Source organism: Variovorax sp. KBW07 (assembly GCF_003852515.1).
Lineage (GTDB): Bacteria > Pseudomonadota > Gammaproteobacteria > Burkholderiales > Burkholderiaceae_C > Variovorax.
Genome location: NZ_QAJK01000097.1, coordinates 141 through 22,178 on the forward strand (window position 1 = coordinate 141; position 22,038 = coordinate 22,178).

At 68.6% G+C, this 22,038-nt stretch carries 22 protein-coding genes; 9 read left to right on the forward strand and 13 right to left on the reverse strand.

The features are described 5' to 3' along the window. The first annotated feature begins 139 nt into the window (after positions 1-139). Positions 140-1,357 (forward strand): nitrate/nitrite transporter, encoded by a 1,218-nt coding sequence (locus DBV14_RS19770; protein ID WP_124461279.1) that lies wholly within the window; start codon positions 140-142, stop codon positions 1,355-1,357. On the opposite strand, the gene DBV14_RS19775 is transcribed toward DBV14_RS19770, so the two are convergent. From DBV14_RS19775 to DBV14_RS19795, 5 genes are read right to left on the reverse strand one after another with little or no spacing between them, the layout of a single operon-like run. Next, entirely contained in the window at positions 1,347-1,661 is a 315-nt protein-coding gene (locus DBV14_RS19775; protein WP_124461237.1) for a GNAT family N-acetyltransferase, read from the reverse strand. The genes DBV14_RS19770 and DBV14_RS19775 overlap by 11 nt on opposite strands. Beyond that, on the reverse strand, positions 1,658-2,164 hold the full coding sequence (locus DBV14_RS19780; protein WP_124461239.1) for a nuclear transport factor 2 family protein: 507 nt from the start codon (positions 2,162-2,164) through the stop codon (positions 1,658-1,660). Before DBV14_RS19780 ends, DBV14_RS19775 begins: the two co-directional genes overlap by 4 nt. Positions 2,165-2,190: 26 nt before the next feature. Then, complete coding sequence (locus DBV14_RS33980) at positions 2,191-2,316, reverse strand: hypothetical protein (RefSeq protein WP_260397136.1); 126 nt, start codon at positions 2,314-2,316, stop codon at positions 2,191-2,193. Between the two features lie 34 nt (positions 2,317-2,350). Beyond that, the gene (locus DBV14_RS19790; protein ID WP_124461281.1) at positions 2,351-2,887 is read right to left on the reverse strand and encodes a CinA family protein; all 537 of its coding nucleotides are present in this window, start codon (positions 2,885-2,887) and stop codon (positions 2,351-2,353) included. A gap of 16 nt (positions 2,888-2,903) precedes the next feature. Then, on the reverse strand, positions 2,904-3,467 hold the full coding sequence (locus DBV14_RS19795) for a phosphatidylglycerophosphatase A (protein ID WP_260397137.1): 564 nt from the start codon (positions 3,465-3,467) through the stop codon (positions 2,904-2,906). Positions 3,468-3,605: 138 nt separating this feature from the next. Here DBV14_RS19795 and DBV14_RS19800 point away from each other — a divergent pair, with 138 nt between their 5' ends. Continuing rightward, a complete protein-coding gene (locus DBV14_RS19800; protein ID WP_260397138.1) occupies positions 3,606-5,072 on the forward strand; it encodes an MFS transporter in 1,467 nt (488 codons plus the stop codon). 39 nt (positions 5,073-5,111) lie between these two features. Here the strand turns inward: DBV14_RS19800 and DBV14_RS19805 are convergent, their stop codons facing one another. Both DBV14_RS19805 and DBV14_RS19810 read right to left on the reverse strand, forming a co-directional pair. Further along, on the reverse strand, positions 5,112-6,818 hold the full coding sequence (locus DBV14_RS19805; RefSeq protein WP_124461244.1) for an FAD-dependent oxidoreductase: 1,707 nt from the start codon (positions 6,816-6,818) through the stop codon (positions 5,112-5,114). A gap of 16 nt (positions 6,819-6,834) precedes the next feature. Beyond that, positions 6,835-7,863: a tripartite tricarboxylate transporter substrate binding protein gene (locus tag DBV14_RS19810; protein WP_124461246.1), complete on the reverse strand. Its 1,029-nt coding sequence runs from the start codon at positions 7,861-7,863 to the stop codon at positions 6,835-6,837. Positions 7,864-7,963: 100 nt separating this feature from the next. Here DBV14_RS19810 and DBV14_RS19815 point away from each other — a divergent pair, with 100 nt between their 5' ends. Next, the gene (locus DBV14_RS19815; protein WP_124461248.1) at positions 7,964-8,860 is read left to right on the forward strand and encodes a LysR family transcriptional regulator; all 897 of its coding nucleotides are present in this window, start codon (positions 7,964-7,966) and stop codon (positions 8,858-8,860) included. A gap of 35 nt (positions 8,861-8,895) precedes the next feature. Then, a complete protein-coding gene (locus DBV14_RS19820; protein ID WP_124461250.1) occupies positions 8,896-9,606 on the forward strand; it encodes a DUF3053 domain-containing protein in 711 nt (236 codons plus the stop codon). On the opposite strand, the gene thiL is transcribed toward DBV14_RS19820, so the two are convergent. Further along, entirely contained in the window at positions 9,607-10,563 is a 957-nt protein-coding gene (thiL, locus tag DBV14_RS19825) for a thiamine-phosphate kinase (protein WP_124461252.1), read from the reverse strand. Between the two features lie 65 nt (positions 10,564-10,628). Between thiL and DBV14_RS19830 the strand changes: the two genes are divergently transcribed. After that, complete coding sequence (locus DBV14_RS19830; protein WP_124461254.1) at positions 10,629-11,090, forward strand: hypothetical protein; 462 nt, start codon at positions 10,629-10,631, stop codon at positions 11,088-11,090. 56 nt (positions 11,091-11,146) lie between these two features. Here the strand turns inward: DBV14_RS19830 and DBV14_RS19835 are convergent, their stop codons facing one another. Genes DBV14_RS19835 through apaG form a run of 4 tightly spaced genes read right to left on the reverse strand, consistent with a single transcriptional unit; the run spans position 11,147 to position 16,040 of the window. Next, a complete protein-coding gene (locus DBV14_RS19835; RefSeq protein ID WP_124461256.1) occupies positions 11,147-12,355 on the reverse strand; it encodes a YbdK family carboxylate-amine ligase in 1,209 nt (402 codons plus the stop codon). Beyond that, positions 12,352-13,623 (reverse strand): cation:proton antiporter, encoded by a 1,272-nt coding sequence (locus tag DBV14_RS19840; RefSeq protein WP_124461258.1) that lies wholly within the window; start codon positions 13,621-13,623, stop codon positions 12,352-12,354. Before DBV14_RS19840 ends, DBV14_RS19835 begins: the two co-directional genes overlap by 4 nt. Next, positions 13,620-15,611 (reverse strand): site-specific recombinase, encoded by a 1,992-nt coding sequence (locus tag DBV14_RS19845; RefSeq protein ID WP_124461260.1) that lies wholly within the window; start codon positions 15,609-15,611, stop codon positions 13,620-13,622. The genes DBV14_RS19840 and DBV14_RS19845 overlap by 4 nt, the downstream gene beginning before the upstream one ends. Positions 15,612-15,644: 33 nt before the next feature. Beyond that, positions 15,645-16,040: a Co2+/Mg2+ efflux protein ApaG gene (gene apaG / locus DBV14_RS19850; protein ID WP_124461261.1), complete on the reverse strand. Its 396-nt coding sequence runs from the start codon at positions 16,038-16,040 to the stop codon at positions 15,645-15,647. 60 nt (positions 16,041-16,100) lie between these two features. Between apaG and rpe the strand changes: the two genes are divergently transcribed. Then, the gene (rpe, locus tag DBV14_RS19855) at positions 16,101-16,790 is read left to right on the forward strand and encodes a ribulose-phosphate 3-epimerase (protein WP_124461263.1); all 690 of its coding nucleotides are present in this window, start codon (positions 16,101-16,103) and stop codon (positions 16,788-16,790) included. On the opposite strand, the gene DBV14_RS19860 is transcribed toward rpe, so the two are convergent. After that, the gene (locus tag DBV14_RS19860) at positions 16,780-17,049 is read right to left on the reverse strand and encodes a hypothetical protein (protein WP_124461265.1); all 270 of its coding nucleotides are present in this window, start codon (positions 17,047-17,049) and stop codon (positions 16,780-16,782) included. The genes rpe and DBV14_RS19860 overlap by 11 nt on opposite strands. A 210-nt stretch (positions 17,050-17,259) precedes the next feature. On the opposite strand from DBV14_RS19860, the gene DBV14_RS19865 reads away from it, so the two are divergent. The 3 genes from DBV14_RS19865 to ligD all read left to right on the forward strand — a co-directional run bounded on the left by DBV14_RS19865 (position 17,260) and on the right by ligD (position 21,910). After that, positions 17,260-18,261 carry a succinylglutamate desuccinylase/aspartoacylase family protein gene (locus DBV14_RS19865; protein WP_124461267.1) on the forward strand — a complete coding sequence of 334 codons (1,002 nt, stop codon included), beginning with the start codon at positions 17,260-17,262 and terminating at the stop codon, positions 18,259-18,261. Between the two features lie 75 nt (positions 18,262-18,336). Then, positions 18,337-19,335, forward strand: coding sequence for a Ku protein (locus DBV14_RS19870; RefSeq protein ID WP_124461269.1), 999 nt, complete (start codon positions 18,337-18,339; stop codon positions 19,333-19,335). Between the two features lie 22 nt (positions 19,336-19,357). Continuing rightward, entirely contained in the window at positions 19,358-21,910 is a 2,553-nt protein-coding gene (gene ligD, locus DBV14_RS19875; protein WP_124461271.1) for a DNA ligase D, read from the forward strand. The last annotated feature ends 128 nt before the right edge of the window (positions 21,911-22,038 follow it).

The window sequence follows — 22,038 nt, forward strand, 5'->3', positions numbered from 1 at the left end:
ACGCGCCCCGAATGACCCCGAACCCGAACCCGCCCCCGCTCCGAACGCAACGAGCACACAGCACGGTGAACACACTGACATGAACACTCCGGCACAGCGCTCCACCACCGAACCCCTGACGCTCCGCGCAGCCTGGGTCATGGTCCTCGCGCTCTGTGCCGGCGTCGCGCTCAGCCAGGCCTTCCGTACCGTCGGCGCCATCATGGCCAGCCCGCTGCAGACCGACTTCAAGCTGTCCGCCCAGGCCCTCGGCATTTTCTCCGGCGCTTTTCACTTTGCCTTCGGCGCCATGCAGCTCTTCATGGGCATCGGCATCGACCTGCATGGCGTGCGGCGCACCGTGCTCGTCGCCTTTCCCATTGCCATCGCGGGCGCGCTGCTGTCCGCCGTGTCGTCCAGCTACCTCGTGCTCGTCGCCGGTCAGGCCCTCATCGGCGTTGGCTGCGCGCCGGCCTTTCTTGTGTGCACGGTGTTCATCGCGCGGCACTTTCCCGCGGCCCGCTTCGCCACCGTCTCCGGCATGGTGCTCGCCATCGGCGGCCTCGGCATGCTGGCCACGGGCACGCCGCTCGCCTGGCTGGTCGAGGCGTACTCGTGGCGCGCCGGGTTCTTCGTGCTGGCGGTGGCCGCCGCGCTGGCGTGGCTCGCCATCTGGTACTGGGTGCATGAGCCCGCGTCGGCCGTGCCGCAGGTGAAAGAATCGATTCCCGAGGCCATCCGCCAGTTCGGCGCGCTGTTCGCGATGCCGCACACGCTCGGCATCATCGTGCTCGGGGCCGTGACCTATGCGGCCTTCATCTCGCTGCGCGGGCTCTGGCTCGGGCCGCTCATGATGGAGCGGCACGGCTACTCGCTGGTGCAGAGCGGCAACGTCGCGCTCGCGGTGTCGGTCATCTCGCTGTTCGGTGCGCCCCTGTTCGGCAGGCTCGACCGCGACGGTGCCGCCGCACGCCGCCGCTGGATCGTGGCCTGCGCGTTGCTTTATGCGGGGCTGTTCGCGCTCATCGCCTTCCTGCATTCGGCCTGGCTCGACATCGGCGGCATGGTGCTCATCGGTGTGCTCTCGGGCTTCATCGTCTGGCAGTACGCCGACGTGCGCGGCGCCTATCCGGCTGCGCTCACCGGGCGCGCGATGGCCGTCTTCACGATGGCGATGTTCCTTGGCGTGGCGCTCATGCAGTGGGGAACCGGCGTTGCGGCCTCGGTGGCCGCGGCGCATGGCGCCGACCCGCTCACGGCCGTGCTGGCGACCATCGCGGTGTTGCTGGTGCTGGGCATCGTGGCCTTCGCGTGGCTGCCTGCGCCGAAAGCGGCCGACACCGCTGGCGCCAGTGCTGGCGCTGCCGTCAGATCTTGAAGGCGCGCTGGATGTCCGGCCGCACCAGGTCGGCGTACTCGCGGTGCTTGCGGATGTAGCCCGCAATGAACTGGCACACCGGAATCACGTGCAGCCCCTTCGCGCGGGCCTCGTCGAGCACGTGCCTTGCAATGCCCGAGCCCACGCCCTTGCCTTCGTGTTCGGGCAACACCTCGGTGTGCGTGAACATGATCGCGTCGGTCAGCAGGTTGTACTCGGCATAGGCCGCGAGCTTGCCGTCGAGCGCCGCTTCGTAGCGGTGCAGCGATTCGTTGTTGGTGAAGGTCAGTTCGATGTTGCTCATGACGGTTGGCGTGCCAGAAAGGCGGCGAGGTTGGTGGCGGCGGTGGCGCGCACTTTCTTGCGCAGCACCGGTGTCCAGCCGAGCAGCAGGCCCGGCGTGCCCAGGGCCTGGCGCGACCAGGTCCAGAACGGAAAGCTGTCGCGGTGCGTGGCGATCAGCCCCTCGGGCGTGAAGGTGAAGCGCGCATCGATGCTGTTGTCGACCAGCCGGCCGGTGGCGCTGAAGCGGTAGTGCGCGTCCCAGTGGGCGCTGCCCGTGGTGTCGTCGGCCTTCACGTCGCGCCATGTCAGGCGCCACACGTCGGCGCCCTTGGCTTGCGTGGCCGCGGCCAGCATGCGCCACATGCCGCCGACCTCGCGCCGGCCGCGCAGCGAGAAAGCCTCGTCGTCGAACACCGCGTCGGGGGCGTAGCAGGCCTCCATGGTGGCGGCATCGAGCTTGGAGAACGCGCTGTAGAAGCGTTCGATGGTCTGGGCGTTGGTGGTTGCTGCTGCTGCGGTCATGAGGCCTCTTGGGTTGGGGGCGGGGGTCACATCACCTGGGGAATGGTGCGCGCAAGGAAATCATAGACCGCGCGGATGCGCCGGTCGGTGCGCACCTCGCGGTGCACCGCGAGCCAGACCGGCATCACGGGCAGCTTGAGCGTCGGCAGCACCTCGAAGCGCGACTCCGGCGTTGCCGCTTCAGCGTCAGCGCGCCAGCAGTTCCACCAGCGTCTGCAGTGCGTAGTGCACCGTGGCCGCGCGCACGGTGGCGCGGTCGCCGTCGAAGCGGCGGCGTTCGGTTCGCACTTCGCCATCGACCGACCAGCCGAACCACACGGTGCCCACCGGCTTGTCGGGCGTGCCGCCGGTCGGGCCGGCCACGCCGGTCACGGCCAGTGCCACGCGCGACGGCGGCGAGTGCGCGATGGCGCCCGTGGCCATGGCGCGCGCCACCGGCTCGCTGACGGCACCGTTCGCTTCGATGACGGCGGCGTCCACGCCCAGCAGCTCGGTCTTGGCGCCGTTCGAATAGGTGATGAAGCCGCGCTCGAACCATGCGCTGGAGCCCGCGAGCTCGGTGCAGGCGGCGGCAATCAGGCCGCCCGTGCAGCTTTCGGCGGTGGCCAGCATCCAGCCCTTTTGCTGCAGCAGCCCGGCCACGGCCACCACCAGCGCGGGCGTGTCCTGGTCGGCGAGCGTGGCTTGCGCAGATCGCGTTGGCAGGGTCGAAGAAGAATCCATCATTTGTCGGGTCGTCTCACCAGGCGCGCCAGAGCGCAATGACCAGCAGCGTGCAGAAGGCCGCCACCAGGTCGTCGAGGATGATGCCGAAGCCCGCGTGCCACCAGCGCACCTGCGCCGTATCGCGCTGCTTGAACAGCGCGTCGGCCCAGGCCACCGGTCCGGGCTTGGCGGCATCGAAGTAACGGAACAGCGCAAACGCGATGGCCTGCGCGAGCAGCCCGGCCGGCGTGACCAGCCAGAGCACGATCCAGAACGCGACCACCTCGTCCCACACCACGGCGCCGGGGTCGGCGATGCCCATGTCGCGCGCCGTCACGGTGCAGGCCCACCAGCCGATGGGCAGCGACGCCAGGATGATCCAGCCGATGGTGGCGGGCGTGAACCACAACTGCATCACCGCGAAGGCCACCCAGGCCCAGAGCGTGCCCACCGTGCCGGGTGCGATGCGCGGCAGCCCCGAGCCGAAACCCAGTGCGATGAAGTGCGCGGGGTGCGACAGCAGGAAGCGGACGGTGGGGCGGGGCAGCGGGGCTTGCGGCATGGGGCCGGAGGTATCGGAAGAAGAAACGGCTTGCATCAGGGGCAGAAGTGTCGCGCATCTGTGGCCTGGGCTGAGCGCCGACGTTTTTATTTATCAAAGCAATAGCTTGTTTAATTGTGGGGCGCCGCCTAGTATCCGGGCTTCTTCCTGTTTCTCCTGTCCCTTGTGCCCGCCATGTCGTCTTCCTCCACCGCCGATTCCGCCGCCTTGCAAGCCCCGCCTCCCACTGCCGCATGGAGCGAGCTGTTCACCGGCCGCAACGGCTGGCGTGCGCTCGCGCTGACTGGCGGGGTCGCGCTGCACGCCGTCAACGTCCACATCGTGACCACGGTGCTGCCGTCGGTGGTGCGCGAGATCGGTGGGCTCGACTGGTACGCCTGGAGCACCACGCTGTTCGTGGTCGGCTCGATTTTGGGCGCCACGCTGTCGGTGCGGCTGCTTGCCGTGCTCGGGCCGCGTGGCGCCTTCCTGGCGGCGCTGGCGGTGTTCACCGCCGGCTCGGTGGGTTGCGCGGTGGCGCCGGCCATGCATTGGATGCTCGCGGGCCGCACGGTGCAGGGGCTGGGCGGCGGGATGCTCGCGGCGCTGAGCTACGCGCTGATACAGCTGGTGTTCGCGCCCCGGCTGTGGCCGCGCGCGGTGGCGCTGGTGTCGGGCATGTGGGGCGTTGCCACGCTGTGCGGGCCGGCCGTGGGCGGCCTGTTCGCGCAGGCCGGGCACTGGCGCTGGGCCTTCTGGTTCCTGCTGCCGGTGGCGGCGGCCCAGGCGCTGCTGGTGCTGGTGCAGTTGCGGCCTTCGGCCGGCGTGACGCACGAACGGCCCGCGCGCATGCCGCGCGTGCCGGCCGCGCAGATCGGCCTGCTCACGCTCTCGGTGCTGGGGATCGCGGCCAGCGGTTTCCTGTCGGACCTGGCCTGGCAGGCCGCCGGCGTCGCGCTGGGGCTGGCCATCGGCTTTGCCGCCACGCGCATCGACCGCGCCGCCACGGTGCGCGTGCTGCCCACTGGCGCCTATTCGATGCGCACGCCGCTCGGCGCCATCTACGCCAGCGTGGCGCTGCTGCTGATCGGCACCACCACCGAGATCTTCGTGCCGTACTTCCTGCAGCTGCTGCACGGCCATTCGCCGCTGGCGGCGGGCTATCTCACGGCGGCGATGGCGGGCGGCTGGAGCGCGGGCTCGCTGCTGTCGTCGGGCCGCGGCGGCGCGGGCGCCGACCGCATGCTGCGCGCCGGGCCGCTGACCTGCACGTTGGGCCTGCTCGCGCTGGTGGTGCTGCTGCCGGCACCGGCCCCGGCCCTGCTGGGCGCGGGCTTCGAGACCGTGCTGGTGGCCATTGCGCTGGCGGCCGTCGGCCTGGGCGTGGGCATCGGCTGGCCGCACCTGGTCACGCGGGTGCTGTCGCTCGCGCCCAAGGGCGAGGAAGGCCTGGCCTCGGCCTCGATCACCACGATCCAGCTCTACGGCATGGCCGTGGGCGCGGCGGTGGCGGGGCTGGTGGCCAATGCGGCGGGCCTGACCGTGCCGGGCGGCGTCGAGGGCGCGCGCTCGGCCGCCATCTGGCTGTTCGCGAGCTTCTCGCTGGCCCCCGCGCTGGTGGTGTGGCTCACCTACCGCACGGTGGCCCGCCGGGGCCATTGAACGGTTCCCGCGGCGGGAGCGAGGTCCCGGGCTCCGGGCTCAGACCACCACGCCTTCCCAGGCCAGTGCCCGCCTGCGCGCCCGCACGCGCTTGCCTTCGCCGCGCAGCGTGGCCACCAGGTCATAGACCTCGGCCGGCAGGTGGGCGCCGCGCCAGGCCACGTGCTGGTCGGCGCGGCACAGCACCAGGCGGTGCGTGTAGGCCTTGGGCACGTCTTCGGTTTCGATGTCCAGCACCGTGAGCGGCATCTTGTAGGCACGTGCCGCGTGCTCGATCGGCTTCACGTCCACGCTGCGGTCGAAGCGCAGCAGCGTGTAGCCGGGCCCGAAGGCGTCGTAGAGCGAGCGGCCATCCGACAGCCAGAAATGCGGCGCGCGGCAACCGGGCACCGTCGATGGCGTGAAGTCGCCCATCGAATAGGGCGGCGCCATGTGCTCGCCGTCCGCGATGATGATCGGCGAGCCGCTGTAGAAGTAGCCGAAGTTCAGCCCGCCGCAACAGAACTGCTGCACGTTGAGCTCGTAGGTCTCGCGGCCGATGTCGGCGCGCAGCGCATCGCCCGCGGGGCCGGGCTCCTCGATGTTCGGCGGCACGGCGCGGCGCGCGCGGATCATCTTCTGCGCGTGGTCCATCGCGAACATCGACACCTGCTCGGTGATCGGCTGGCGCTCGGCCTCGTACGCATCGAGCATGGCCTCGTCGCCCCAGCCCTGCACGCAGGCGCCCAGCAGCCACGAAAGATTGAGCGCATCGGCAATGCCGGCGTTCATGCCGTAGCCCGCGTAGGGCACCCACAGGTGCGCCGCATCGCCCGCCAGGAACACGCGGCCCTCGCGGAAGCGGTTGGCCACCAGCCGGCGGCCGATCCAGTCTTCCTTGCTGATGATCTCGTATTGAAAATCGGGCCCCACGCCCAGGATCTCGCGCAGCGAGCGGTCGCGGTCGACCGAATCGAACTCGGGCTCTTCGGCGTTCAGGTGGTTGTGCACCAGCCAGGTCTCGTGGCCGTCGATGGCGAACATCGTGCCGCAGCGGCGCGGGTTCATGGAGTAGTACGACCACGCGGGCTTGCCAGGAATCAGCGCGCGCAGCTGCGGCGCGCGAATGAAGGTCGACTGCACGCGCTGTATGACGGCCGTGCCTTCGAGCTTCGCGCCGATCTGCTTGCGCACGGCGGAGCTGCCCCCGTCGCAGCCCACCATGTAGCGGCAACGGATGCTGCGCGTCACGCCGCTGTCCATGTCGGTGGCAATGGCGGTCACGCCCTCGTCGTCCTGCGTGAAGCCCGCGAACTGCGTGCGGTTCAGCAGCGTCACGCCCGGCAGCGCGGCCGTGTGCCGCAGCAAGATGGGCTCCAGGTAGATCTGGTTGATGCGGTGCGGCGGCTCCGGCGTGGGCCACCAGGCGTCGGGGCCTGCGGTCTCGGTGTAGCGGTCGCGCCGGCACGGAATGGGAATGCGCGTGAGCTCGGTGCCGGTGACGCTGGTGCGAAACACCACGTCGTTCGGGTAGTCCGCGGGCAGCCCCGCATCGCGCAGCTTCTGCGCCACGCCGAGGCGGCGGAACTGCTCCATGGTGCGCGAGGCCACGTGGTTGCACTTCACGTTCGGCGGTTCGGCGAAACGGCGGGTCTCGCAAATGACCACCGAGACGCCGCGCGAGGCGAGGTCCATCGCCAGCGTGAGTCCCACGGGGCCCGCGCCGACGATCATCACGTCGGCGGTCAGTGCGGTGTTGTCTGTCATGGCTTTCGGTGGCGCGTCAGTCGAGCCGGATGTTGGCGGTCTGGATCACCTTCGCCCACTTCTTCGTTTCGGAACGGATGTAGGCCTCGAAGGCTTCGGTCGAACCCGGTGCCGGCTCCGCGCCGAGGTTGCGCATCGCGGCCTTGATCTGCTCGTCGCCCAGCGCCGCGTTGATCTCGGCATTCAGCCGGGCCACGATGGGCGCCGGCGTGCCGGCCGGTGCCACCACGCCGAACCAGCCGGTCGAGTCGTAGCCAGGCAGCCCGGCCTCCGACACCGTGGGCACGTCGGGCAGCATCGGCACCCGCTGCGCGCTGGTCACGGCAAAGGCAACCAGCTTGCCGGCGCGTATCTGCTGCAGCGAGGCCTGCAGGTCGACCAGCGACAGCGGAATCTGCCCGGCAATGGTGTCGAGCGCCGCCGGGCCCGAGCCGCGGTACGGCACCTCGACCAGCCGCAGGTCGGCCATCTGCGCGAACAGCGCGGCCGACAGGTGCATCGCCGTGCCGTTGCCGCCATGCCCGATCGACAGCCCGGCCGGTTGCGACTTTGCCAGCACGATCAGCTCGCGCAGCGTGCGCGCCGCGATCGACGGATGGCCTACGATCACGAAGGGCGTGGCCGCGACCATGCCCACCGGCTTGAAGTCTTTCGCCGCGTCGAAGGGCATCTGCGGGTACAGGTTCATGTTGGCGGTCAGCGCGCCGGCCGCGCCCAGGCCCAGCGTGTAGCCGTCGGCCGGTGCCTTGGCCACCAGCGTCAGTCCCACGTTGCCGCCGGCACCGGGCCGGTTGTCGACCACCACCGGCTGGCCCAGCTTCTCGTTGAGCCGCGGCACCAGCAGGCGCACCACCGCGTCGGCGCTGCCGCCCGGAGGAAAGGTCACGACCATGCGGATGGGTTTGTTCGGAAACTCGCTGCCGGCCGCAGCCGGCGCGGAAGAGGGCGCCTGCGCGAAGGCCGCGCCGCCGACGACAGAGCACGCGGCGGCCAGCACCAGCCGGCGACGACGTGCGCTCGCCCCGCGCGCGAGAGGAACTGTCATCGAGACTCCTTGAATGTGTTTGTCCGTTTGACTCAGGATTGAACGATGGCAGCATTCATTCGTAAATCAAGAAATTTCGAATGAAATATCATCTTTGCTGATGAATGCGAACTTCAGTCCTACGATCAGGCAGCTGCGCGCTTTCCTTGCCGTGTACCAGCTGAGAAAGCTCAGCACGGCGGCGCAAAGGCTGTTCGTCACGCAGTCCGCAGTGAGCATGCTCATACGCCAGCTCGAGGACGGATTGGAGACGCGCCTGTTCGACCGCACCACGCGTTCGCTCAAGCCCACCGCCGCGGCGGAACAGATGATGGTCACGGTCGAGCGCATTCTTCGCGACGTCGATTCGCTGTCGAACGACTTCCGCGAACTGGCCACGCTGGAGCGCGGCCGCGTCACGCTGGCCATCACGCCCACGCTCGCGGGCTTCCTGCTGCCCGAGGCCATGCGCGCCTTCAACGAGCAGCACCCGAAAGTGCGCGTGCTGGTGAACGATTGCGCGCCGGACCAGTTCATCTCGCGCATCATCGGCGAGCATGTGGACTTTGGTATCGGCACGCCCGAGCGGCCCGGCACCGAGGTCGAGGTGCAGCGCCTCATGCGCGACCATCTCGCGCTGGTGTGCCGCCACGACCATCCGCTGGCCAAGGCCCGCATCGTGCGCTGGAGCGACCTGGGCAAGCACCCCGTCATTACCGTGCGGCCGGGCTACGGCGTGCGCCCGCTGATCGACGGCACCGCGGCCGAGGCCGGCGTGGCGCTCGACGTGGTGAACGAGGTTTCTTTTCTCTCCACCGCGATCTGGATGACGGCCGCCGGCATGGGCGCGTCGATCATGCCTTCGGCCTTTGCACGCGCCGAGGCCGACCCGTCGCTGGTGGTCAAGGTGCTCAGCGCGCCACGCGTGTCGCGCGACATCTCGATCGTCATCAAGCGCGGCCACTCACTCTCGGCCGCGGCGCGCGCCTTCATCGAGGCACTGAAGCGCTCCCTATAATTTTTTGACCAATCACAACGGGAGGGCACTGCCCCATGAGAACTTTCATTCAACGTCTCGGGGCCCTGTCGCTCCTTCTTGCTTTCAGCATGGCGCTGGTGGCCTGCGGCAACAAGGAGGCCGAGCAGCGCACCGCCTTCATTGCCTTCCTGCAGACCCGCGTGCTCGACAAGCCCGGCCTGCGCGTGCCCACGCCCACCGCCGAAGAAAAAACCTCGTTCGGCGACTACGCGCAGCACTACGCCGTGATCACCGATTTCAATGAAGGCATGAACCAGTCGGTAAGCAAGCCGATGGGCGATGTCATGGCCAAGGGCGCGCTGCGCTCCATCTCCGACCTGGCCTCGCGCCGCGACGACCTCAAGGCCGCGAAAGACGGCCTGGGCGGCCTGCGCGCGGCGCTCGACCAGCAGGTGGCCAAGGCCGACGCCGCCCACGCGAAGCTCAAGCAGCCCGACGACCTGAAGCAGGTGTACGACAAGGCCTACGACAAGACCGTGACCACGCCCGCCGCCACGTTCAAGGAAGTGTTCCCCGCGCTCGACACCGTGTTCGACAGCGCGCTGGCCATCGGCGATTTCCTGGAGAAGAACAAGTCGAAGATCCAGGTCAGCGGCAGCTCGGTCACCGTGACCGACCCGGCCGTGCAGGCCGAGCTGAACAAGATGCTGCAGCAGCTCAATGGCCAGTCGGCCGCGATCAATGCGGCTCAGCGCAAGATGCAGGCAATGGTCCGCGGAAGCTGATCAGACGAAGTGGTCGAACGAGCCGAAGCGCTGTGACACCGGCGTGCCGTTCGCATCGACGATACGCAGGCCGGCTTGTGCATCGATGCGGCCGATGCGCGTGACGCGCGTCGCGCTGTCGTTGCCGGCTTGCTCGACCGCGGCGCGAGCGGATGCGGGTGCGGTGAAGACCAGCTCGTAGTCGTCGCCGCCCGACAGCGCGCAGGTGCGCAGGATCTCCTGGCTCAGGCCGGGTGCTTCGATTGAAACCAGCGCGGTCGCCGCGTCGGCATCGAGCGTGGCGCCCACACTGCTCGATCCTAGGATGTGGCCCAGGTCGCCGATCAGCCCGTCGCTCACATCGACCGCCGAGGTGGCCGTGCCGCGCAGTGCCTGCCCCAGTGCCACGCGCGGCGTCGGTTGCTCCATGCGCATGCGTGCCGACTCGAACGCATCGGCCGACAGCGCCACCGTGCCGCGAAACACCTCCAGCGCCAACCGCGCATCGCCCAGCGTGCCGCTGACCCAGATGTCGTCGCCGACGCGCGCGCCCGAACGCAGCAGCGCCGCGCCGGCCGGCACTTCGCCGAACACTGTGATGCAGATGTTGAGCGGGCCGCGCGTGGTGTCGCCGCCCACCAGCTCGCAGCCGTGCGCGTCGGCCAGTGCGAACAGGCCGCGCGAGAAGCCTTCGAGCCAGCGCTCATCGACACCCGGCAAGGCGAGCGCGAGCGTGAAGGCCAGCGGCTTGGCGCCGCAGGCCGCGAGGTCGCTGAGGTTCACCGCCAGCGCCTTGTGGCCGAGCCGCACCGGATCGACGGTCGAGAGAAAGTGCCGGCCCTCGACCAGCATGTCGGAGGACACGGCGAGCTGCATGCCCGCGGCCGGCGCGAGCAAGGCGCAGTCGTCGCCCACGCCCAGCGGGGAACGCTTGGCGGGGCGCTTGAAGTAGCGTGTGATCAGGTCGAATTCACCCATGGGGTGGGAGCATAAGGGGTAGGGCGCTGCTACAAACGTGCCATGCCGGAATCAGGACTTCTTTGATGCGATCCATTGAAAACATGCTCGGCCTGTGGGCTTCGGGTCTTCGGTCTTCAGAGGCGGTTGTCGAGTGGGCCGGTGTTGCCATTGCACGAAGCGATGGGTTCCGGCAGGAGCTTTTCGATCTTGTGACCTATGGGCCTGAGCGGTGCCTGAAATGGGCGCAATACGATTTTCCGCCGCGCCCGACGCCGATGAGCTATCTCCAGCAATTCTGTGTCCGCGCGGTCGAAGCCGAGCTCGGCTCGCCGGTTTCGGCGCTGGCATTCGCGAACTGGGCTTCGCGGTCCTGCATGGGCGAGGATCTGTCCGAACCTGTCGTGTCGTTCGGCTATCAGATCGATCACCTCCTCTTCGACTGTGAAGACGAAGAGGCCGCACTTGCGTTCGTTCGAAGCGAGCTCCCGGCAATGTTGCCGCGGTGCCGTGCCTTGGCTGTACCGTTCCTCGACGACGAAGCCTGACCGGCGTTGAAGAAGGGCAAGGGCATGGCCTTGCTTGTCGTTCGCCCTGTCGCGCGTCAGGCCGCGCCGCGGAACCGCAGTGCCGCCTGCCGCACCACCTCCGCCAGCAACCGCTCTTTCCCCTGCTTCTCCCGCAGCCAGCGCGCGTCGTTGCGATTGGCTTCGACGCTGGTGCGCAGCTCGCCCAGCGCCTGCGTGGCGTTGAGCGCCTCGCTGTGCCATTCGAGCTGCGTCATCGTCATCAAAATGTGGTCGCGCAGCGGCATGTGCTGGCCGGTGGCGGGGTCGACATACACCGCGTCGAGCCCGAAGCGGCAGGCCTGGAAGCGGTTGTAGGTGTAGACGAGGTAGTCGTCTTCGGTCGGCTCGAAGGGCTGCTCCTGCAGGAACCACGCGGCCAGCGACTGCACGTAGCCCGCGAGCGCGGCGGCGCGCTCCACGGTGAGCGGCGTGTCGAACACGCGGATCTCGATGGTGCCGAACTCGGGCTTGGGCCGGATGTCCCAGTAGAAGTCTTTCATGCTGCGCACGACGCCGGTTCGGGTCATGCGCTCGAAGTACGCCTCGAACTCTTTCCAGCTCAAGGTGAAGGGCGCGCGGCCCGACAGCGGGAACGCGAACACCGAGTTGAGCCGGGCCGAATCGAACTGCGTGTCCTGCCCCTGCACGAAGGGCGACGACGCCGACAGCGCGATGAAGTGCGGGATGTAGCGCGACATGCGGTGCAGCATCAGCAGCGCCGCGTCGGCATCGGGGCAGCCGATGTGCACGTGCTGGCCGAAGATGGTGAACTGCTTGCTCAGGTAGCCGTACAGCTCCGACAGTTCGCGAAAGCGCGGCTTGTCGTAGATGCGCCGTTCGTGCCACTGCTGGAAGGCATGCGTGCCGCCGCCGACCACGGCGATGTTGAGCTTGTCGGCATTGCGGATCAGCGCCTCGCGAATGGGCGACAGCTGCGTGATCACGTCCTGCGCGGAGTGGCAGATGTCGGTCGAGATCTCGATCATGCTCGACGTCATCTCGGGCACCACGCTGCCGGGCAGCGGCGTCTGCGCCATCAGCCGCAGCATGTCTTCGGCATACGGCGCGAGGTCGTAGTCGTGCGTGTTCACCAGCTGCAGCTCGAGCTCCACGCCGAGTGACAGCGCTTCCGACTTGTTGAACGGCTCCAGCTTGACCGCGCGGCTCGCGGGGTCGCTCGGCAGCGGGGCGGAGCGCACGTCGTCGCTGTCGGGGTCGATGGGGGTGGCCGTGGTGGTGCTCATCGCTGCGTGTCCTCCGTGGTGCTGAAGGCCTGGGGTGCCCAGGGCACCGAGCTTTCGCCCACCGCGTGAATGGCCACGGTGGCAAGCACCGCGCCCACCACCTCCATCAAGAGAATCGAAGGCAGGGCGACCTGCGTGATCATTGTGCCGAGCAGGGGCGATGCGGTCGCGAAGTTCGAGGCGATCAGCAACGCGATCGACGACAGCGGCGACATCGCGCAGCCGACCCAGAAGGCCTGCTTCCAGCTGGCGCCGCTGCCGGGGTTGGCAATGGCCACGCCGGCGATCTTGGTGACCAGGCGCACGCCGATCACGGCCAGCACCACGCTCGCTACGGGCAAGGTCCAGTCGGCCTGCGCCGCCACGATGGAGACCAGCACGAACATCAGCATGGTGAGCAGCGACGCCGCGGTGCCCAGCTGCCGTTGCCAGGCCCAGGGCTTGGGGTTGAGGGTTTTCAGCAGCACGCCGCCGATCAGCGCGGCCAGCGGTGCCGAGCCGCCGACGTGCGCCGTGAGCGCGGCGCCCGCCGCGATGAGCGCGAGCAGCAGGATCGACGTGTTCTCGCTGGTCGGGCTCATCACCCGCAGCGCCGAGCGCAGGGCCAGCGCCATCACCGCGCCGACCACGAAAGACAGCCCCAGCACCACCGCCACCGGGTAGAGCTTTTGCAGCAGCGTCTGCGGCGCGCGCTCGATCAGTCCGGCCTGCGCATAGCCGAGCGCCAGCGCATAGAAGGTGTTCAGCGTGGCCAGCGTCATGGCGCGCTCGGTCACCGGGCCGGCCGCGCGGGTGTCGATGATCACGCGGCTCAGCACCGCCGGCGAAGCGACGATGGCCATCAGCGCGATGGGGTTGGCCACCGGTTCGGGCAGGCCCAGCAGCATCAGCACCCAGAACACGCCGAAGTAGGTGAGCGTGGCTTCGAGCAGGCTCTGCACCAGCACCATCGGGTTGTGGCGGAACCAGCGCAGCGGCAACCGGCCGCCGGCCTCGAACAGCACGATGGCCACGCCCAGCTCCAGCAGGAAAAGGCTGATGCCGCGCAGCGGCCATATCGCGCCCTCGAAACCGGCAAAGCCCACCACCGCGCCCACCAGCGAGTAGCCGATGACCTTGGGCAGCCCCAGGTAGCGCCGCACCAGGTGGCCCGAGGCCGCGGCCGCGGCCAGCAGCAGCGACCACAGCACGGTGGGCAGGCCGGCCGAGGGGCGCACCCATTCGGACCAGAAGCCCAGCAGATCGTTGATGAAGCTCGTCAAATTCATGCGGGTAGGAAGAAGCTGATCGGCCGGCTGCGCCAGCGGGCCCAGATCGCGCTGCGGATGCGTGCGCGGTCGCCGAGGCTCACGCTGTGCGCACGCAGCGCGAGGCGAAAAGCAAAATAGAAACTCACGCTCACATTGAGCGCGCCGATGACCGGGATGGCCGCCACCGCCCACCACAGCGCGGGCTGTTGCAGCACCGCCAGGCCGGTGGACGCCGCGGCCGCGGCAATCTGCCCGGCCGAGAGTGTCACGTGGCGCACATCCAGCCCGAGCCCGAAGAAACCCGCGAACGCGGGCAGCAGTCCGAGCATGAGTCCCAGCGAGATGTTGGAGGCGAAGCCTGAGATGTGTGTGCGCATGAAAGTGGCCCAGCGGCGAGCCCGTGCGGCGCCCAGAAAAGCGCCGATGCGTGGGTTGTAACGCATGGCGGAGTCCATGCGATGCAGGACAAAGGCGTTTTCTGTCCATCCGGCGATGATGCTGGCCGAAAACAGCAGGATGCCGGTGAATGCCGCATAAAGCGCGGTCGGTCCGGCCAGCGAGAGCGAATTCAGCGTGGCCGCTGCATGCGCCGCGTCGAGCAGCGGCCGGCCCAGCGCAAGCTGTATCAGCAGCGCCAGCCCGAGCATCGCCGGCACCACCACCAGCACGTTGCCCAGCACCGCCGCCACCTGCGAGCGCACGAGGTTCGCGACCTCGTCGACGAAGTCGTCGACCGCGGCATCCGACTTGATGTCCCGCAGCCGCGCCGCCATGGCCGGCGCCGTCATGGCGGGCTGCTTGGTGGCCAGCGTCAGGTGCAGCAGCTGTATCGCGACGAAGCTCGCCGCATACATCAGGCCCGAGCTCAGGCCAGCCCAGAAGGCCGACAGGCCCAGCGCATAGATGCTGAATTTCAACAGCACGGTAAAGGCCGTGAGCGCACCGCCGCCGGCCGCCTTCTTCACCATCTGCGCATAGCTGGCGCGGTCGCGGGTGATGTAGTGCTCGCCTGTCTCGGCGCTGCGCTCGGTCACCTTGGCCGCGAGCATCGACGAGTTCGATGCGATCAGCGCGCGGATGCTGTTGCGCTCGCCGCCCGCCAGCACCAGCCGGCTCACCAGCCGCGCCACGCTGGGCGCCGGGTTGGGCGACATCAGGCAGTCGAGCAGCTCGCGGATGCGCAGCACGCGCTCGCGCAGCTGGCGCAGCCGGAACACCAGGCCGACCGAAATGCCGTTGTCTTCAAGGTGCGTGTAGACCGACGAGGCGCCCGCGCGGCAGGCATCGAGCCGGTCGCGAAACGCCACGAAGGCCGCCTGCAGCGCTTCTTCGCGTGCTTCGTCCGACTGGCCGGGAGGCTGCTCGAACATCTGCTCGCGCAGCTCGTCCAGGTCGGCCATCAGCGCGTGGAAGGGCCGCGTGGCGTTCAGCTCGGGGCTCATGCGCAGCCGCAGCTCGGGCGAGAAGCCCGCGGCCACCACCTGGCTGCCGCAGTAGGTGACGGCGTCCATCACCGTGTGGCGCCAGCGCGGCGAGCCGTCGGCGTCCAGCGCCGCGTCGGCCAGCAGCGCGCCGATGCGCGCGAGCTGGGTTTCGTCGAGCAGGGCGATCCATCCCGCATCGAACACGCCCGGCAGCACCATGCGGAACAGGTCAGACGCATCGGTGGTTTCGGGCGTGCCCGGCAGGATCTTGCGGCGCAGGCGCTCGCCGAGTTCGCTGGCGAAGGCGGTGCGCGGCGCAAAGCCGTAGTCGGCCAGCAGCGTCGTCAGGTCGACGGACTGGGTGAAGGCGCGCCACCACGCGCGCAGGCGCTCGCGCAGCTCGGGCCGCGCCTCGATGGCGTCGAGCAGCAGCTGCACGCGGCCGATGGCCGCCTGCGGCGAGGCGCGGTCACCGCGCAGCCAGTCGAAGAGATTGATGAGCCAGATGTGGCGCTGCGCCACATCGGCCGTGGGGTCGAGGCCGGCAAGCAGCCCCTGCAAGTCGCGAGATGCAGCAGCCATGGGGAGCGGGGGAAAGAAAAAAGGGCGTCGTGCTCAGTGCAAGACGCGGGACACGGGGGCGCCGCCGATGTCGGCTTCGAGCACGAACATCGGAACCGGCACGTCGAAGCGCTCGCCTTCCTCCGTCACCACGAAGAAGCTGCCGTGCATGGTGCCGCTGGCGGCCTGCAGGCGGCAGCCGCTGGTGTAGCGGAACGATTCGCCCGGTGCCAGCAGCGGCTGCTGGCCGATCACGCCGAGGCCCTTGACCTCCTGCGGATGGCCGGAAGCATCGCTGATGAGCCAGTGGCGCGCGATCAGTTGCGCGGCCACCGAACCCGTGTTCGTGACGGTGACCGTGTACGAAAAGGTGTAGATGTTGTCCTTGGGGGAGGACTGGTCGGCCAGGTAGCGAGGTTCGACTTGTACGCTGAAAGGGCTGTGTGACATGGGCGCGATGGTAACGGAGCCCTTTCGTCGGGCTTTCGCCGGCTGCGAGAATCCGGGGTTATGACCCAGTTTCGCATCGCGCCCTCCATCCTGTCCGCCGACTTCGCGCACCTCGGCCAAGAACTGACCGACGTGATCGCCGGGGGCGCCGACTGGATCCATTTCGACGTGATGGACAACCACTACGTGCCGAACCTGACTTTCGGCCCGATGATCTGCCAGGCGCTCAAGCCCTACGCGAAGAAGGCCGACGGCACCCCGGTGCCGGTCGACGTGCACCTGATGATCCAGCCGGTCGATGCATTGGCGGCCTCGTTCGCGCAAGCGGGCGCCGACTACATCAGCTTTCACCCGGACGCATCGCCGCACACGCACCGCAGCATCCAGGCCATCAAGGCCGCGGGCTGCAAGGCCGGGCTGGTGTTCAACCCGGGCCTGGGGCTCGAAGCGCTCGACTGGGCCATCGACGACATCGACCTCATCTTGATCATGAGCGTCAACCCCGGTTTCGGCGGCCAGAGCTTCATCGACTCGGCCCTGCGAAAGATCGAACTCGCGCGCAAGCGCATCGAGCAGAGCGGCCGCGACATCCGCCTGGAAGTCGATGGCGGCATCAAGGCCGACAACATCGCGCGCGTGGCCTCAGCCGGCGCCGACACCTTCGTGGCCGGCAGCGCGATCTTCAACGCCAAGGACTACGGCGCCGTGATCGGCGACATGCGCAAGCAGCTGGCCGGCGTCAGCGCCTGACCTTCTTGTTGTCGTCGTAGACGCGGTTGGCCTCCAGGCCGCGGTCGGTATCGACCAGGCCGCGCTCCACGTCTTCATGGGCCTGGCGGCCCACCTTCGTCGGCTGGCCGTCCTGCGTCTGCTGGCTTTCCGACGACTGGTCGCGTTCGTGCGGCAGGCGCGGCGCCGGTTCGCCGCCCTGTTCGACCTTGGTCTTGCCGCCGCCCGCGTCTTTCACCGGATCGCTGGGGTGTGTCTTGGCCTTGTTGGTCTTGTTCATGCGAGGCTCCTTCGGTCGGCGGGTTTGAATGAATGAATGAAACGCGAGAGCCGAAGACTGCCGCGCCGCCACCCGCCGCCCGGTAGGACAGCCAAGGCAGCCCCTGTAGGCGCCCGATTGCCGGCGATGCCGCATGGCACGCCGCACTGCCCGGCTATGAAATAAATAGCGTCTTTGCGCACAGGGAAAGCCCTCCGCAATAATCCCCGCATGTCTTCCGATCCTTTTGCCGGTGCGGCCACCGACAGCCTGCGCATCCACACCTTCGCCTCGCTGAACCCCGGCCCGCGTTTCCTCGTGATCGGCGGCGTGCATGGCGACGAAACCTCCGGCACCGAAGGCATCGAGCGCATCCTGGCCGAGTTCGAGGCCGGCACGCTGCGGCTGCAGCGCGGCGAGCTGACGCTGGTGCCCGTGGCCAACCCGCTGGCGCGGCGGCGCCTGCAGCGCGAGGGCGAGCGCAACCTGAACCGCCTGTTCCGCCCGAGCGAAGACCCCACCGACTACGAAGCCCGCGTCACCAACCGGCTGGCGCCGCTGATCGCGCGCCACGAGGTGCTGCTCGACCTGCATTCCTTCCAGAGCGAAGGCGAGGCCTTCGCCATGATCGGCCCGCGCGACAACACCGGCACGCTGGAGCCCTTTGCCCGTTCGTACGAAGAAGGCCAGCTCGCGCTGCACATCGGCACGCCCATCGTGGTCGAGGGCTGGCTCGACATCTACGCGGCCGGCCTTGCGCAGCGCGCCGGCGGCGCACCGGCCGACGAGGCCGCGCTCGACTTCGGCCGCGGCACCAACGAATACATCCGCAGCTGCGGCGGCTACGGCGTCACGCTCGAATGCGGCCAGCACCAGGACCCGCAGGCCCCTGAGGTGGCGTGGCGCGCCATTCGCCGCACGCTGGCGCTGCTGGGCATGGCGCCGCTGCCGCCGGGCCTGGCGGGCGCACCGCCGCAGCCGCCGAAGCTGCTGCGGCTGGCCAGCGTGACCGACCGGCTGCACGAAGACGACAGCTTCGTGCGCGACTGGGCCACCTTCGACGAAGTGCGGCGCGGCGAACCCATCGGCATGCGCCACGACGGCACGATGCTGAACGCGCCCGCAGACGGTTTCATCGTGTTCCCCAATGCGCTGGCGCTGCCCGGCGCCGAATGGTTCTACTTCGCGCATCCCAGCGAGCGCCAACTCGGGCCGGTGGCTGGCGCTACCTGACGCTTCTTCACGCCGGGTTCCTACACCGCGCGGCAGCGGGCGCGGCACACATTCCAAGACTGAAGGAGTGTGCCCATGCCCGTCACCCGAAAAGCCCCCGCCCCGCGCGTCCTGTGGAAGGGCGCCATCAGCTTCGGCCTGGTCCATATTCCGGTGGCGCTGTACTCGGCCACCACCGACCACGGCATCGACTTCGACTGGCTCGACAAGCGCAGCATGGACCCGGTCGGCTACAAGCGCATCAACAAGAAGACCGGCAAGGAAATAACGCGCGAGAACATCGTCAAGGGCGTCGAGTACGAGGACGGTGAATACGTGGTGCTCAGCGACAAGGAAATCGCGGCCGCGTACCCCAAGACCACGCAGACCATCGAGATCGAGACCTTCGTTCCGGCCAACGGCATTCCCTTCGTGTTCCTGGAGCGGCCGTACTACGTGGCGCCCATCAACAAGGGCGCCAAGGTGTACGCGCTGCTGCGCGAGACCCTGCAGCGCAGCGAGCGCGTGGGCGTGGCCCGCGTCGTCATCCAGACGAAGCAGCACCTGGCGGTGCTGGTGCCCGTGGGCCCTGGCCTGGTGCTGAACCTGCTGCGCTGGGGCGCCGACATCCGGCCCTGGACCGACCTGCCGCTGCCCTCCGAAGATGCGAAGAAGGCGGGCCTGAGCGACCGCGAACTCAAGATGGCCAGGCAACTGGTCGACGACATGAGTGCCGAGTGGGACCCGGCCGAATTCAAGGACGAGTTCAAGGACGAGATATTGCGGCTGGTCGACAAGAAGGTGAAGGCCGGCCAGACCGAGACCGTGACGCAGCCCGAGCCCGAGGAAGGCCAGTCGACCGAAGGCAAGGGCGCCAAGATCATCGACCTGACCGAGCTGCTGCAGCGCAGCTTGCGCAACAAGGGCGGTGGCAAGGCGAAGGCCGCGGCCGATGATGATGAGGAAGGCGATGGCGACGAAGAAGAGCCCGCACCGCGCGCCAGGCCCGCGGCGGCGAAGAAGCGCAAGCCCGCCGTGAAGGCGGCCTCGAAGACGGCGTCCAAGACCACGGCACGCCAGCGCCGCGCGGCCTGATTACGGCATCTGCATCATCGCCATGGCGACCGCATCGACCACTCCGAGCACGCTCAAGGACAAGGCGCTGTCCCGCTACCACGGCAAGCGCGATTTCTCGCGCACGCCCGAGCCCAGGGCGGGCGGCCGCGCGGGCAAGGGCGCGCTGTCTTTCGTCATCCAGAAGCACCACGCCAGCCACCTGCACTACGACTTCCGGCTCGAACTCGATGGCACGCTCAAAAGCTGGGCCGTGCCCAAGGGCCCCTGTCTCGATCCGACCGTGAAGCGCATGGCCGTGCACGTGGAAGACCATCCGATCTCGTACGCGGATTTCGAGGGCACCATTCCTCCGAAGCAGTACGGCGCGGGCACGGTGATCGTCTGGGACCGCGGCGACTGGCTGCCCGATGGCGACGCGCGCAAGGGGCTCGCGGCCGGCAAGCTCAAGTTCGAGCTGCGCGGCGAGAAGCTGAGCGGCCACTGGACGCTGGTGCGCATGCATGGCAAGGGCGACGAGACGCACGAGCCCTGGCTGCTCATCAAGGAGCGCGACGACGAGGCGCGCGACCTTGCCGACTACGACGTGCTCGAAGCGCGGCCCGCGAGCGTGCTGACCGGGCTGGGCGTGGACGAGGTGGACAGCCCGCCGAAGAAAGTGACGCAAGCCAAAACGGTCGCCAGGAAAGCAGCGACAAAGAAGCCCGCGGCAAAGCCCGCAACAAAGGTCGCGCTGCCCGCCACCTTGCAGCCCCAACTCGCCACCCTGGCCGCGTCGCCGCCGTCATCACCCGGCGACTGGCTCTACGAACTCAAGTTCGACGGCTACCGCCTGCTCACGCGCATCGACAAGGGCAAGGTGCGCTGCTTCACCCGCAACGGCCACGACTGGACCGACAAGCTGCCCACGCTCGCCAAGGCGCTCGCGAAGCTTTCCACCGATGCGGCCTGGCTCGACGGCGAAATCACCGTCGAGGGAAACAACGGCGCGCCCGATTTCCAGGCGCTGCAGAACGCCTTCGACCGCGGCGCCACGTCGTCCATCGTCTACTGGCTGTTCGATGCGCCCTTTCTCGACGGGCAGGACCTGCGCGACACACCGGTCGAAGAACGCCGCGCGCAACTCGCCCGCCTGCTCGGCAAGCGGCCGCCCGCGCCGCTGCGCCTGAGCGAAGCCTTCGATGCATCGCCGCGCGACCTGCTGGCCTCGTCGGCGCGCATCGGCTTCGAGGGCATCGTCGGCAAGCGCAAGGGCTCGGCCTACGTGCCGCGCCGCTCGCCCGACTGGATCAAGCTCAAGAACCAGCAGCGGCAGGAGTTCGTGATCGGCGGCTTCACCGCACCCAAGGGCACGCGCGCCGGCTTCGGCGCCTTGCTGCTCGGCGTGCACGACGAAGCGACCGGGCGCCTGCGCTATTGCGGCAACGTGGGCACCGGCTTCGACGCCAACCGCCTCGCCGACATCAAGGCCCGGCTCGACAGGCTCATCACCGACGACTGCCCCTTCACGCCCACACCGCGCGGCGTGAAGGCACAGTGGGTCAAGCCCACGCTGGTGGCCGAAGTCTCGTTCGGCGAGTGGACCCGCGAAGACCGCGTGCGCCAGGCCGTGTTCCAGGGGTTGCGCGCCGACAAGCCCGCGCGCGACATCCGGCGCGAGACGGCGCAGCCCGCCGAGGCACCGGCAACCAAAAAGAGCAAGGGAGCGACGAAACCGATGGCACTGAAGATCAGCCACGCCGACCGCGTGATCGACGCGCACAGCGGCACCACGAAGGGTGAGCTTGCGGCCTACTACGACCGCGTGGCCACGCTCATGCTGCCGCACCTGCGCGGTCGGCCCGTGTCGCTGGTGCGCGCGCCCGAAGGCGTGGGTGGCGAGCTGTTCTTCCAGAAGCACGTGCAGAACCGCGAGATTCCCGGCGTGCGCCTGCTCGATCCGGCACTCGATCCGGGCCACGAGCCGCTGCTGCAGATCGACGGCAAGACCGGCCTGCTCGGTGCCGCGCAGATGAACGTGATCGAACTGCACACCTGGAACGCCACCTCGCGCGCCATCGGCAAGCCCGACCGCATGACCTTCGACCTCGATCCAGGCGAGGGCGTGGCGTGGCAGCAGATCCAGGAGGCGGCCATGCTGGTGCGCGCGCTGCTCGACGAACTGGGCCTGCCTTCGTTCCTCAAGACCAGCGGCGGCAAGGGCCTGCACGTGGTGGTGCCCATCCGGCGGCAGTACGACTGGGACACCGTCAAGGGTTTCTCGCAGGCCGTGGTGGTGCACCTTGCACAGACCATTCCCTCGCGCTTCGTCGCCAAGAGCGGTCCGCGCAACCGCGTGGGGAAGGTCTTTGTCGACTACCTGCGCAACGGCTTCGGTGCCACGACCGTCAGCGCATGGTCGGCGCGCTCCCGGCCGGGGCTTGGCGTGTCGGTGCCGCTGGCGTGGGACGAATTGCCCGTGCTGACCGGCGCCGCGCAATGGACCGTGGCCAATGCCGGCGAGCGCTTCGACATCGGCAACAAGCCATGGGCTGCGATGGAGCGCAGTCGCAAGGGGCTGGCGCCGGCGATGAAGCTGCTGGGCTACGCCAGGTAGCAGCGCTTCGGGTTTCTGTTTTGTCTTTCTCCCTCCCTCCCCTCCCGGGGGTAGGGTCGGGGTGGGGGCACGACGGCCTCCAAAAAAAACACCGCGCCTGATCGAAGGCCTGCCCCCATCCCAGCCTT

Bases quoted from the DNA above. Each gene is read 5' to 3' on its own strand.
- DBV14_RS19845 (WP_124461260.1), bottom strand. From the start codon at position 15,611: ATGGCTGCTGCATCTCGCGACTTGCAGGGGCTGCTTGCCGGCCTCGAC.
- DBV14_RS19820 (WP_124461250.1), top strand. From the start codon at position 8,896: ATGAGAACTTTCATTCAACGTCTCGGGGCCCTGTCGCTCCTTCTTGCT.
- DBV14_RS19865 (WP_124461267.1), top strand. From the start codon at position 17,260: ATGTCTTCCGATCCTTTTGCCGGTGCGGCCACCGACAGCCTGCGCATC.
- DBV14_RS19790 (WP_124461281.1), bottom strand. From the start codon at position 2,887: ATGGATTCTTCTTCGACCCTGCCAACGCGATCTGCGCAAGCCACGCTC.
- DBV14_RS19810 (WP_124461246.1), bottom strand. From the start codon at position 7,863: ATGACAGTTCCTCTCGCGCGCGGGGCGAGCGCACGTCGTCGCCGGCTG.
- DBV14_RS19815 (WP_124461248.1), top strand. From the start codon at position 7,964: ATGAATGCGAACTTCAGTCCTACGATCAGGCAGCTGCGCGCTTTCCTT.
- DBV14_RS19800 (WP_260397138.1), top strand. From the start codon at position 3,606: ATGTCGTCTTCCTCCACCGCCGATTCCGCCGCCTTGCAAGCCCCGCCT.
- rpe (WP_124461263.1), top strand. From the start codon at position 16,101: ATGACCCAGTTTCGCATCGCGCCCTCCATCCTGTCCGCCGACTTCGCG.
- apaG (WP_124461261.1), bottom strand. From the start codon at position 16,040: ATGTCACACAGCCCTTTCAGCGTACAAGTCGAACCTCGCTACCTGGCC.
- DBV14_RS19775 (WP_124461237.1), bottom strand. From the start codon at position 1,661: ATGAGCAACATCGAACTGACCTTCACCAACAACGAATCGCTGCACCGC.
- DBV14_RS19835 (WP_124461256.1), bottom strand. From the start codon at position 12,355: ATGAGCACCACCACGGCCACCCCCATCGACCCCGACAGCGACGACGTG.
- DBV14_RS19780 (WP_124461239.1), bottom strand. From the start codon at position 2,164: ATGACCGCAGCAGCAGCAACCACCAACGCCCAGACCATCGAACGCTTC.
- DBV14_RS19830 (WP_124461254.1), top strand. From the start codon at position 10,629: ATGCGATCCATTGAAAACATGCTCGGCCTGTGGGCTTCGGGTCTTCGG.
- DBV14_RS19860 (WP_124461265.1), bottom strand. From the start codon at position 17,049: ATGAACAAGACCAACAAGGCCAAGACACACCCCAGCGATCCGGTGAAA.
- thiL (WP_124461252.1), bottom strand. From the start codon at position 10,563: ATGGGTGAATTCGACCTGATCACACGCTACTTCAAGCGCCCCGCCAAG.
- ligD (WP_124461271.1), top strand. From the start codon at position 19,358: ATGGCGACCGCATCGACCACTCCGAGCACGCTCAAGGACAAGGCGCTG.
- DBV14_RS19770 (WP_124461279.1), top strand. From the start codon at position 140: ATGGTCCTCGCGCTCTGTGCCGGCGTCGCGCTCAGCCAGGCCTTCCGT.
- DBV14_RS19795 (WP_260397137.1), bottom strand. From the start codon at position 3,467: ATGCAAGCCGTTTCTTCTTCCGATACCTCCGGCCCCATGCCGCAAGCC.
- DBV14_RS19870 (WP_124461269.1), top strand. From the start codon at position 18,337: ATGCCCGTCACCCGAAAAGCCCCCGCCCCGCGCGTCCTGTGGAAGGGC.
- DBV14_RS19840 (WP_124461258.1), bottom strand. From the start codon at position 13,623: ATGAATTTGACGAGCTTCATCAACGATCTGCTGGGCTTCTGGTCCGAA.
- DBV14_RS19805 (WP_124461244.1), bottom strand. From the start codon at position 6,818: ATGACAGACAACACCGCACTGACCGCCGACGTGATGATCGTCGGCGCG.